The sequence below is a fragment of the Parabacteroides caecihominis genome, from assembly GCF_023656785.1.
Lineage (GTDB): Bacteria > Bacteroidota > Bacteroidia > Bacteroidales > Tannerellaceae > Parabacteroides > Parabacteroides segnis.
Window position 1 is genome coordinate 64975 of the sequence record NZ_JAMOKS010000011.1, and the last position, 10986, is coordinate 75960.

The following is a 10986-nucleotide window of genomic DNA, read 5'->3' on the forward strand; positions in this document are numbered from 1 at the left end:
AGATTATGATTATAGAAAAGTTTACAATCTATAAAGTCCCTCCCAGATGGGTATTTTTAAAAATAACGACAAAATCTGGTTATGAGGGATGGGGAGAACCTTTAGTCGAGGGACGTGCAGATACAGTTATTGCGGCTGTAAAAGAATTTGAATCCTGTCTTATCGGGAAAAGAGCAGGAGATATTGAGGATATTTTTCAGATGTTGTATAGAGGTGGGTTTTACCGTGGTGGTCCTGTTCTAATGAGTGCCATATCAGGAATAGAACAAGCCTTGTGGGATATAAAAGGGAAAGCTTTAGGAGTTCCTGTTTATGAATTGTTGGGGGGACGTGTCAGAGATAAGATGCGTGTGTATACCTGGATTGGGGGGGATACTCCAAGTGAAGTGATAAAAGGTGCATCTCAACGTTTGGAGCAAGGCTATAATGCAATAAAAATGAACGGATGTGGGAAAATGGACTGGCTGGCAACCATTCGGGATATAAATCTGGTGAAGGATCAATTGAAGGAATTACGTGCGGAGTTTGGAGATAAACTCGATATTGGCATTGATTTTCATGGACGAGTACACAAGCCGGTTTTGCGTCGGCTAGTTGCAGAAATGGAACCTTATTATCCTATGTTTTTTGAGGAACCGGTATTACCGCAGCATAATGAAATACTGAAAAGTTTATCGCAATATACTTCTATACCTATAGCAACCGGAGAAAGAATGTATACTCGCTGGGATTTTAAACAAATATTGACGGAAGGCTCTGTAGATATCATCCAACCGGATTTGAGTCATGCCGGGGGGTTATGGGAGACCCGAAAGATTGCAGCAATGGCTGAGGCTTATGATGTTGCAGTCGCGTTGCATTGTCCATTAGGTCCTATCGCTTTTTCTGCGGCGTTACAGTTTGATTTCAGTACTCCTAACGCCGTTATTCAGGAGTCTAGCCTGGGGATTCATTACAATCTGGATGGAGGTTGCGACTTATTGGATTATGTTACCAATAAAGAAGATTATTCTATTTTCAATGGTTTTATTTCATGTAATGACAAACCCGGATTAGGGGTTGTCGTAGATGAATATATTGTAAAGGAAATGGCAAAGCAAGGACATGACTGGCATAATCCGGTATGGCGTACTGAGGATGGCACAATTGCAGAGTGGTAGGATTTAATAAAGAAAGAGATGAAAAACATTATAGATAATTTCAAACGACAAATATATGAAGGTAAACCGGTGTATGGACCTTTTATGAAAAGTGGGGATGCTGCATTTGTTGAAACGACAGGATATGCTGGTTTTGAGTTTGCTATATTGGATATGGAACATGGCCCTGTCTCTTTGGAAACAATGCAAAATAATGTTCGTGCGGCTCAGATAGCAGGAATGTTACCGATTATCCGGGTGAGAGACCATTTGCCTGAATCCGTGTCTCAGGCGTTGGATATTGGTGCAGGTGGGGTACAGATTCCACAAATCACGTGCGCGGAAGAGGCTAAGAGCGCAGTATATGCAGCTAAATATTATCCGAAAGGGGAGCGGGGGGTCTGTCGTTTTGTTCGTGCAGCAAACTATTCATCTATGGATAGAAACGAATATTTCAAAAGAGCTAATGATACGATTCTGGTTCTTCAACTGGAAGGAAAAGAAGCGATAGAAAACTTGGATGAAATATTGAGTGTAAGTGGGTATGATATACTTTTTGTGGGACCTTATGATCTTTCTCAATCATTGGGTGTTCCCGGAGATGTAACTAATCCATTAGTAATCGCGCAAATACAAAATATAGTTGTAAAGGCTCGTGAACGTCATATTGTTGTTGGTACATTTTTGGATAAGCTGGATGACCTGAACTTGTGGAAAAGATTGGGTTTGCAATATTTTTGTTATTCTGTAGATGTAGGCATTTATTATGAAGCTTGCAAAGAACTAAGAATGCAATTGAATTGTTAATTTTAGCAGTTTTTGCCAGTATTGTATATAGTTTTATCTTAGCTAACACTTTTTGGCGAAAGATGCTTGGAGGCTTAACATATATTGTCTGTAAAAAGCTTGACAAACGCTTATTACAGGTGTATCTTTGTACTGTGGTTTTTTCATAATAGTATTAGATTTAAGGTTAACAAAGTTTGATTAGGGCTTGTCGTGAGACAGGCTTTAATTGTTTTTACCCGGAATATTTCTGTTATATGAGTTTTATTGGTTACTTTTGTGAATAATCAGCAACCCAGTTGTTTATAAAATCGATTATAAATGATATCTATCTTTACTTATATATTTATTGCTATAGCAGGGATTATTCTTTTAGTTTTTATTGCCGGCCTTCTTTTGCCGGATGAAAGAACTGCAACCAGTGAATGTTTTTATAATGCTTCACCCGAGAAGGTGTATAATGCACTCATCAATAATGCCGATTACGGTTATCGCAGTGATCTGGAAGAGATTGTTATTGTGGAAGAGAAAGACGGCATAGAAGTCTGGGATGAAATAGCGAAAAACGGCTCTGTTATTCGGTTCAGGACAGCCCGTAAAGTACCTCATTCCTTATATGAATTTGAAATTGTGAAAGGAAACGGATTCACCGGGTACTGGAAAGGCGAACTGAAAGTAACCAGTACGGGAGGAACACATTTTACATCGACGGAAATAATCCGGATGAAGAATCCTTTTCTGAAAGTCGCTTCCCGCCTTTTCTTTGATCTGGAAAAGTTTATGCATACTTATCAGAATGACCTGCGCGTGAAACTTAGTGAAGATATAGCCTGAAAAAAGGGAGTCTTAATCGACTCCCAGGAATTTGAATGGTTTAGCTTCGACAAATTGGTTTGCTGTGTTGCCAGCATAGGTTTTACCGCTAACCAGGTCAAGCATCTTCACCGGTGCCTTTTCTGAAAAATCCACATCCTGTAAATTTACCCAGAATACATTGGGCTGAATGGTCGATTCGAAGAAATAAACCTTGTTCTTTTGGTCGGAAACGGTTCTCCATCTTGTCGATGAGATATTCGGTTCGTTAGGTGTTGTGATACCTAATGGTACTGATGTATTACGGATTACACTGAATACACTGGCAACAGCCGTACGGGTATCCGCCACTTTCGGAATAGCATTAATATAGAAAGAGGCTCTGACAAAACGGTCGGCAGCGCGGTTGGTTCCAGGTAGGAATGTCGTTCCCCCGATATTTTTCCAGTAATCATTCAAGGCCAGTTGCTGGTCGAAAACCGGAGAGTTAGTCATTACCTGGTATGACTTATCGTGGTGGATTTTCAATTCTCCGCCGATATATTCAAATATCGCATTGTCACCGTCGGCATCCGAGATGGAAAGATGTAATGTTGCCATGCGGGTTCCGTCAGGCATCATGTCCGATACAACTTCGAAGGTGCCTTTTTCAACATAAGAAACCGCTTCGTCGACCGTGGCGAAGTTATCCAGTATATATTGAACCCAGGCTGCAATGGACAGTCCCGGTTTTTTGCCATCCCACTGCGGGTATTCCGACTCTGCCAGCCAGAGCAGGTTGGCGACCAGTCCCTTTTCGTTCATCCCGTCCGTACTGCAAATATCGTAGGCGGAAGCAACTACACTTCCATATTTGGAAGTCCATTCAAGCGGATTCTTTCCTATTTCTCCATTACGCTTCATACCTCGCGGAAATATCCACAGGTTACTGCGGGTATCTTCTTTCCAGTCCATCGACCGGGCGGTCAGAACCGTATTGTCTTTTCCCTGATAAACAACCCTGGTGCAGGCTTCAGTGGAATTTAACTGGGCGCCCGCTGTAATTGTGGCTAGCACTATACCCCATTTCTGTATACGTCTCATAATCTTATCGTTTTACTTCATATATAAACGATGAAGAGGTTGTAATGTTTAAGTAATCTGACTCTTTTTACGCTGTAGAAGAGTGGATTTAAGGAATTGGTCAGAAATCGCTTATTCCGGTCAGTACCAGGAGTACCGGAAGATAATCTTTCAACCGGCTACGGAATAGTTTCAGTGCTTTCGAAATATGGAATTCTACTGTTTTGATACTGACTTCCAGTTCGGCTGCAATTTCCCGGTTGGTTTTGCTTTCATACCGGCTTTTAAAGAAGATCGCGCGGGTCTGTTCCGGCAGTTCGTTTAATGTTTTTCGGATGATCTCTTTGACTTCGACGGTGAAGAGGTCTGACGGGTCGCACGACTCCAGAGACGAGATACGAAAATTCAGTTCCCGTTGCCGGTGATCATATAACTGGTCTTCCACATCCGTACGGATGGTCTGGTGGCGTAAGTGGTTGAGTGACTTGTTTTTTACAGTTGTTAATATGTATCCGGGAATATTGGTGTCGGCTGGCAGTTCTTTTCTTTTTTCCCAGTATTGGATAATTGCCTCCATGTAAATATCCTCCGCGGCGGCCATATCCCTTACGTATGAATTGGCAAACAGAATGAACGGCTCTTTGAATTGACCGAAGAGCGTTGAAAATAGTGAAGATTCCGTTTGTTGTTCTCCCATAACAGATGCAAAAGTAATAAAAAAGTGCCTTCTGATGACGTTTGTGTAGTTAAAAGCATTACTTTTGTAGCTTGTAATTAGTTGAAAACGAAAAAGAATGGATAAAGTAAGTTACGCACTTGGCTTAAGTATCGGAAATAATTTCCAGAACTCGGGCATTAATGATCTTCAGATTGAAGACTTTGTGAAAGGATTGAAAGATATTTTAGGTGGTCAGACCCCGGAAATCAGTTATGACGAAGCTAAGCAGGTGATCAACGATTACTTCATGGAGCTGCAAAAAGAAAAATTTGAAATAAATAAGAAAGCCGGAGAGGAATTCCTGAATATCAATAAAGGAAAAGCAGGTGTAGTTACCCTGCCCAGCGGATTGCAATATCAGGTACTTCAGAAAGGTGAAGGTCCTAAACCGACTGCTTCTGACAAGGTGAAATGTCATTATCACGGAACATTAATCAACGGAACAGTGTTTGATAGTTCGGTACAGCGTGGTGAACCGGCTGTATTCGGAGTATCACAGGTAATCCCGGGATGGGTGGAAGCATTGCAGTTAATGCCGGTAGGATCTAAATGGAGACTGTTTATCCCGTCAGACCTGGCTTATGGCGAACATGGAGCAGGAGAAGCTATCGAACCGAACAGTGCATTGGTTTTTGATGTTGAATTGTTAGACATAGTAAAATAATTTATAGAGAAAAATGAAAAAGATTAATGTTTTAGCTGCTACAGCGATTGTAGCTTTAGGCATTGCTGCCACTTCTTGTGATTCTAAGCCTAGTGCAAATCTGAAATCGGCAGTAGATAGCGCAAGCTATGCTATCGGTGTTTCTACCGGTGCCGGTTATAAAGAAAATTTGAAAACATTACCTGGTGGCGAAGCCAATATCGATGCACTGATCGCAGGTTTTGTTCAGGCTATTAAAGGTGATTCTACAAAGATGACCCCGGAACAGGCTCAGACTTATCTGAACACTTACTTCGTAGAAGCTCAGGCTAGAGAGTCTCAGAAGGCTAAGGAAGAAGGTGAAAAGTTCCTGGCTGAAAACAAAACTAAAGAAGGCGTTATCACAACAGAAAGCGGCTTGCAGTATAAAGTAGAAAAAGAAGGTACTGGAGCAAAACCGGCAAAAGAAGATAATGTGAAAGTACATTATACAGGAACTCTGTTGGACGGATCTGAATTCGATAGTTCTGTTAGCCGTGGCGAACCTGCTGAATTCAGAGTTGATCGTGTAATCCCGGGATGGACTGAAATCCTGCAGGTTATGCCGGTCGGATCTAAATATATAGTTTGGGTTCCTTCTGAACTGGGTTATGGTCCTCAGCCTCCTCGTGGAAGCAGCATTAAACCGAACAGTCTTCTGAAGTTTGAAATAGAATTATTGGATATCGTTAAAGACGATCAGAAAAAGTAATATCTCATTTTGTAGATAAAGAGGCGGGTAAATTATGCTAAAAAGCATTATTTGCCCGCTTTTATTATTTATTTGCTACTTTTTTCTTTCAGAATGATAGATTGTTGAAAATAATTATATACTTTTGATATATAAATAAAAAGAGCGTATAATAAAGCGATAGTAGAAATGGAGAAAATAGACAAACTGGACCGGCAGATATTGAACATTATTTCAAAGAATGCCAGGATCCCTTTCAAGGATGTAGCTGAAGAGTGTGGTGTGTCGCGTGCAGCCATCCATCAACGGGTACAGCGCATGATTGATATGAATGTGATCGTTGGGTCGGGTTATCATATTAATCCTAAGATTCTGGGATATAATACCTGTACGTATATCGGCGTGAAACTGGAACGGGGTTCTATGTATAAAGACGTTGTGCCTGAGTTTGAGAAGATACCCGAAGTGGTTGAGTGTCATTTTACAACAGGTCCTTATACAATGCTGATCAAGTTATATGCCCGTGATAATGAACATCTGATGGAATTGCTGAATACAAAGATTCAGGAGATACCGGGGGTTACTGCTACAGAGACTTTGATTTCTTTGCGTCAAAGTGTTAAGCGTGAAATTCCTATCTGTAACGTAAACGAATAAATTAGTTTAAAAAATAATGGCCCGGCCTCTTGATGAGTTGCCGGGTTTTTTTATATCCAAGGCAATTACTACTTTTGTAGAGTTGAGTTATATGATCCCATGAAAAAATATATAGGACTGTTTGTTTTGCTATGCTGTTTTTCTTCGTGGCTTACTGCCGGAGAAAGTTACTGTTTTCGTGTCTATTTGAAAGATAAAGGCGATTCCGGCTTTACAGTGGAAGAACCGGAGGCTTTCCTGTCGAAAGAATCTATTCAGCGGCGTAAAAAAGCGGGAACGCCGGTCACCGCTTCCGATCTTCCCATTGCGCATGCTTATCTGGATACATTGGTCGCTACCGGCGCTGAACCGGTGGTACAGAGTAAATGGCTTTCTACCGTAGTTGTGACCAGTAAAGACAGCACAGTTGCCGACCGTCTGAAAAACCTGACGATGGTCGACTCAGTAAAATGGGTATGGAAAGGGCATGATGTGACTCCGGCCCAGGAAGATGATCAGGAGATCCGTCTTTCTCCCTCTGATGCTCCTTTGAAAGAGAAATACGGATATGCTGAAAGGCAGATCAAAATGCTGAATGGAATCAAACTGCATGATGCCGGCTTTCGTGGGGAAGGGATGCGTGTGGCAGTGATAGATGCCGGCTTCCAGAATGTAGACCGTATCTGCGTTTTCGATTCCCTGCAATTGATCGGGACGCATAATGTGATTTATCCGGGTCGCAGTGTTTATGAAGCAGATGACCATGGGACAAGGGTTCTGTCCTGTATGGCAGCCAATATGCCCGGGATCATGGTCGGGACAGCTCCCAAAGCGTCTTATTTGCTTATAAAAAGCGAAGACAGCGATTCCGAGTACCCGATAGAAGAAGACTATTGGGCGGCGGCTGTTGAATATGCCGATAGTGTAGGAGTCGATGTGATCTCTTCTTCATTAGGTTATTTCGCTTTTGATGCAGATGAATTATCTTACGATCAGTCCGCTTTGGACGGAAAGAGTTCTTTGATCAGCCAGGCGGCACATATCGCAGCGCAAAAGGGGATCCTGATGTTTTGCAGTGCCGGAAATGAAGGAAACGGCAGTTGGGGGAAAATTACTTTCCCTTCCGATGCATCGGATATTTTGACGGTTGGGTCTATTACAGAAGATAAAAAGAAAAGTATTTTCAGTTCGGTAGGTTTTACAGCCGATTACCGGGTGAAACCGGATGTGGTGGCATTAGGGTCGGGCAGTTGTGTGATCGATCCACAAGGAAATGTGCGTTATGCCAGCGGAACATCTTTTGCAACTCCTATACTGGCGGGATTGGGCGTCTGTCTGTGGCAGGCGTTGCCGGAGTTGAGTAATAAGGAAGTCATTGCTTTATTACAGCAGGTTTCCAGCCAGTTCAAACAGCCTGATGCCGAACTGGGGTATGGTATCCCGAATATATATAAAGCCTATAAGAAAGGAATGCAGTATGCCAGGACTGAACATTAATCCGGAATATATGGGCAATGAACGCAGGGAACTGTCTTTGCTGGAATTGAATAACCTGGTGCGCGGTGCAGTCAGTGAGGCTTTCCCCGGCACTTGCTGGGTTCGTGCGGAGATGAGTGATGTGCGGACGAATGCTTCTTCCGGGCATTGCTATCTGGAGTTTATTGAAAAAAATCCTATAACCGGGCAATTGGTTGCCAGGGCACGCGGCTCGATATGGGCTAAAACGTTCCGGATGCTGAAACCTTACTTTGAGATGGAGACGGGGCAGTTGTTTGCTTCCGGACTGAAGGTGCTGGTGAAAGTATCGGTCGAATTTCATGAACTGTACGGATACAGCCTGACGGTGTTGGATATCGATCCTGCTTATACATTGGGGGATATGCTGAGAAAGCGGATGGAGATTATCCGCCAGTTGAAGGAAGAGGGCGTATTTACATTGAATAAAGAATTACCGTTCCCCGTCCTGCCTAAACGTATTGCTGTTATTACTTCCCCGACGGCTGCCGGGTATGAGGATTTCTTGAATCAGCTGGCAAATAATAAAGCGGGCTATCCGTTTTATCCGAAATTATTTCCTGCCCTGATGCAGGGGGAGAGAACGGAAGAGTCTGTCATCGCGGCGCTGGACCGTATTTACCATCATATCGATTGTTTCGACGTGGTGGTCATTATCCGCGGCGGTGGTTCAACTTCCGATCTGAATAGTTTCGACTCCTATCTGTTGGCGGCAAATTGCGCCCAGTTCCCGTTGCCGGTGATAACCGGTATCGGCCATGAGCGTGATGATACCATTCTGGATATGGTGGCACATACGCGGATGAAAACGCCGACTGCCGTAGCCGAATTTCTGATCGGCCGTATGGATGCAGCGGCGGAAGAACTGGAAGACCTTCAGCAGGAGGTGAGCGAACTGGCAAGCACGATCTTATTGAAACAAAAAAACTTCCTGCAATTGCTGGGGGCACGTTTACCGGTGATTGTCACGAACAGGATCGAGCGTAACCGTTCTTTCCTGCAAATGGCAGGCAATAAACTTCCGGCTTCCGCTTCGGCTATGTTGCTCCGCCGTCGTTCAACGCTTGAAAGCCTGCAAATGCAGTTGCAGAACCGTGCTGCTTCGCGCCTGGCGGAAGGCACGCGGTTTATTCAGTTGACGGAGCAGTTCATTAAAATGGCATCTCCCGATTATGTCTTGAAGCGTGGTTATAGCTTGTCCCTGAAAGATGGTAAAATCATCAAACATGCAACCGATCTGAATCCCGGCGATGAACTGGTGACCCGGTTTGCGGATGGAGATGTGAAGAGTATCGTTAAAAACGCAAAGTGAATCAAAATACCGTTTGTATTTTGATTACTTTTGCAATAAGTTAATAATTGAAGGATATATTATGGCAATACCTGTGAATTTAGAGGATCTTCTACAAAAAAATAAAGTAGAATCTAACCGTATCGAGTTTAAAGAGGGTTGGAATCCTGATCGGATTTACAGAAGTATTTGTGCCTTTGCCAATGATTTTGACAATATAGGAGGTGGTTATATCCTGATAGGTGTAGAAGAAGAAAATGGAGTTGCTAAACGTCCGGTTAAAGGTTTACCGGTTGAACAGTTAGATAAGATACAGAGGGAGATTCTTCAATTTAATAATTTAATGCAGCCGGTTTATTTTCCTAAACTATTTATAGAAGAGGTGGATGGTGGATATATTGCTGTTGTTTGGGCAATGGCAGGCCAGGGACGTCCTTATAAATGTCCGGAATATATAACTCAAAAAAATAAGATATATCAATATTATATTCGATATGGTTCAAATTCCATTATTGCGAAAGGTGAAATGGAAACGGAACTTATAAGTTTGTCTAATCAAACACCTTTTGACGATCGTCCTAATCATAAAGCAACCTTAGATGATCTTTCTTTTATTTTAATAAGAGATTATCTGGTGAAAGTAAAAAGTAGATTGGCTTCGCGACTGTCTGATTATACTTTAAAAGAGATATTGGACCGTATGGATCTTCTATCTGGGACTGCAGAACATTGGTATATAAAAAATTTGGCGTTAATGATGTTCTGTGATACTCCGGAAAAATTCTTTCCTTATACACAAATTGATATTGTTATTTTTCCAGAGGGAAAAGTTGTGAACCCAGATAACTTCATAGAAGTACCGGCTATAAAGGGACCTGTACCTTATATGATTACAACTGCACTTAATTATTTGCGAACTCATGTGATTAAAGAAAAAATTATAAAACAGAGGCAAAAGGAAGAAGCTGTCCGGTTTTTTAATTATCCTTATCAGGCGCTGGAAGAAGCTGTGGTAAATGCACTTTATCACCGGGATTACCAGATACAAGAACCTGTTGAGATTACAATAGAGCCTAATCGCATTTCTATTTTGAGCTATTCTGGTCCTGACCGCTCAATTAGCATGGATGCCATCTTTAAAGCTGAAAATTTGCGTTCAAGAAGATATAAGAATCGGCGGTTAGGTGATTATCTTAAAGAACTGGAACTGACGGAGGGTAGAGGGACTGGTATTCCTACTATTCAAAAAGAACTGAGAGATAATGGTTCTACTCCCGCCATTTTGGAAACAGATGAGGGGCGCAGTTATTTTTTAATAGATATACCTTGTCATCCGGAATTCCAGTCAGGTCAAATGGAAGAAATTTATATAGAAGATAAGTTAAAAGAAGTCGTAAAAAGGGTGCTTACAGCTCTATCTGAAAAGGAAATGAGCCGATCAGAGATTTTGGGTATGATTGAAGTTCCTGATAATTGGTATTATAAAGGAATATATTTGAATCCACTTCTCTCCAACAAATTAATAAAATCTTCGCAGGAGAAGAAAAAATCTCCCAAGCAGTCCTATATGATAACAAGGAAAGGATTGGATTATTTAGACAGATTATAAACTTGCAAGTTATTTGTAAGTTGTTTGCAAGTTATTGCTTTGAA

General features: G+C 41.9%; 11 protein-coding genes. 9 read left to right on the plus strand and 2 right to left on the minus strand.

Annotated features, from left to right (window positions below):
• Positions 1-5 precede the first annotated feature (5 nt).
• The 3 genes from dgoD to NBH14_RS11015 all read left to right on the plus strand — a co-directional run bounded on the left by dgoD (position 6) and on the right by NBH14_RS11015 (position 2759).
• On the plus strand, positions 6-1160 hold the full coding sequence (gene dgoD, locus NBH14_RS11005; protein WP_186958459.1) for a galactonate dehydratase: 1155 nt from the start codon (positions 6-8) through the stop codon (positions 1158-1160).
• A gap of 18 nt (positions 1161-1178) precedes the next feature.
• Positions 1179-1946 carry an HpcH/HpaI aldolase family protein gene (locus NBH14_RS11010; RefSeq protein ID WP_186958458.1) on the plus strand — a complete coding sequence of 256 codons (768 nt, stop codon included), beginning with the start codon at positions 1179-1181 and terminating at the stop codon, positions 1944-1946.
• A 300-nt stretch (positions 1947-2246) separates the two neighbouring features.
• Complete coding sequence (locus NBH14_RS11015; RefSeq protein WP_128133115.1) at positions 2247-2759, plus strand: hypothetical protein; 513 nt, start codon at positions 2247-2249, stop codon at positions 2757-2759.
• A 12-nt stretch (positions 2760-2771) separates the two neighbouring features.
• On the opposite strand, the gene NBH14_RS11020 is transcribed toward NBH14_RS11015, so the two are convergent.
• Both NBH14_RS11020 and NBH14_RS11025 read right to left on the minus strand, forming a co-directional pair.
• Positions 2772-3821 carry a linear amide C-N hydrolase gene (locus tag NBH14_RS11020; RefSeq protein ID WP_128133114.1) on the minus strand — a complete coding sequence of 350 codons (1050 nt, stop codon included), beginning with the start codon at positions 3819-3821 and terminating at the stop codon, positions 2772-2774.
• A 100-nt stretch (positions 3822-3921) separates the two neighbouring features.
• Positions 3922-4497 carry an RNA polymerase sigma-70 factor gene (locus tag NBH14_RS11025; RefSeq protein ID WP_186958457.1) on the minus strand — a complete coding sequence of 192 codons (576 nt, stop codon included), beginning with the start codon at positions 4495-4497 and terminating at the stop codon, positions 3922-3924.
• A 97-nt stretch (positions 4498-4594) separates the two neighbouring features.
• Here NBH14_RS11025 and bamJ (NBH14_RS11030) point away from each other — a divergent pair, with 97 nt between their 5' ends.
• The 6 genes from bamJ (NBH14_RS11030) to NBH14_RS11055 all read left to right on the plus strand — a co-directional run bounded on the left by bamJ (NBH14_RS11030) (position 4595) and on the right by NBH14_RS11055 (position 10942).
• Entirely contained in the window at positions 4595-5182 is a 588-nt protein-coding gene (gene bamJ, locus NBH14_RS11030) for a BamJ family beta-barrel-assembly machinery protein (protein ID WP_186958456.1), read from the plus strand.
• A gap of 13 nt (positions 5183-5195) precedes the next feature.
• Positions 5196-5912 carry a BamJ family beta-barrel-assembly machinery protein gene (gene bamJ / locus NBH14_RS11035; protein WP_186958455.1) on the plus strand — a complete coding sequence of 239 codons (717 nt, stop codon included), beginning with the start codon at positions 5196-5198 and terminating at the stop codon, positions 5910-5912.
• A 168-nt stretch (positions 5913-6080) separates the two neighbouring features.
• Complete coding sequence (locus NBH14_RS11040; RefSeq protein ID WP_007655775.1) at positions 6081-6548, plus strand: Lrp/AsnC family transcriptional regulator; 468 nt, start codon at positions 6081-6083, stop codon at positions 6546-6548.
• A 99-nt stretch (positions 6549-6647) separates the two neighbouring features.
• Complete coding sequence (locus NBH14_RS11045; RefSeq protein WP_186958454.1) at positions 6648-8024, plus strand: S8 family peptidase; 1377 nt, start codon at positions 6648-6650, stop codon at positions 8022-8024.
• Entirely contained in the window at positions 8005-9354 is a 1350-nt protein-coding gene (gene xseA, locus NBH14_RS11050) for an exodeoxyribonuclease VII large subunit (protein WP_186958453.1), read from the plus strand. The genes NBH14_RS11045 and xseA overlap by 20 nt, the downstream gene beginning before the upstream one ends.
• 61 nt (positions 9355-9415) lie before the next feature.
• Complete coding sequence (locus tag NBH14_RS11055; protein ID WP_186958452.1) at positions 9416-10942, plus strand: RNA/DNA-binding domain-containing protein; 1527 nt, start codon at positions 9416-9418, stop codon at positions 10940-10942.
• Positions 10943-10986 lie beyond the last annotated feature (44 nt).

Bases quoted from the DNA above. Each gene is read 5' to 3' on its own strand.
- NBH14_RS11055 (WP_186958452.1), top strand. From the start codon at position 9,416: ATGGCAATACCTGTGAATTTAGAGGATCTTCTACAAAAAAATAAAGTA.
- NBH14_RS11020 (WP_128133114.1), bottom strand. From the start codon at position 3,821: ATGAGACGTATACAGAAATGGGGTATAGTGCTAGCCACAATTACAGCG.
- NBH14_RS11015 (WP_128133115.1), top strand. From the start codon at position 2,247: ATGATATCTATCTTTACTTATATATTTATTGCTATAGCAGGGATTATT.
- bamJ (WP_186958455.1), top strand. From the start codon at position 5,196: ATGAAAAAGATTAATGTTTTAGCTGCTACAGCGATTGTAGCTTTAGGC.
- dgoD (WP_186958459.1), top strand. From the start codon at position 6: ATGATTATAGAAAAGTTTACAATCTATAAAGTCCCTCCCAGATGGGTA.
- NBH14_RS11010 (WP_186958458.1), top strand. From the start codon at position 1,179: ATGAAAAACATTATAGATAATTTCAAACGACAAATATATGAAGGTAAA.
- NBH14_RS11045 (WP_186958454.1), top strand. From the start codon at position 6,648: ATGAAAAAATATATAGGACTGTTTGTTTTGCTATGCTGTTTTTCTTCG.
- NBH14_RS11040 (WP_007655775.1), top strand. From the start codon at position 6,081: ATGGAGAAAATAGACAAACTGGACCGGCAGATATTGAACATTATTTCA.
- xseA (WP_186958453.1), top strand. From the start codon at position 8,005: ATGCCAGGACTGAACATTAATCCGGAATATATGGGCAATGAACGCAGG.
- NBH14_RS11025 (WP_186958457.1), bottom strand. From the start codon at position 4,497: ATGGGAGAACAACAAACGGAATCTTCACTATTTTCAACGCTCTTCGGT.
- bamJ (WP_186958456.1), top strand. From the start codon at position 4,595: ATGGATAAAGTAAGTTACGCACTTGGCTTAAGTATCGGAAATAATTTC.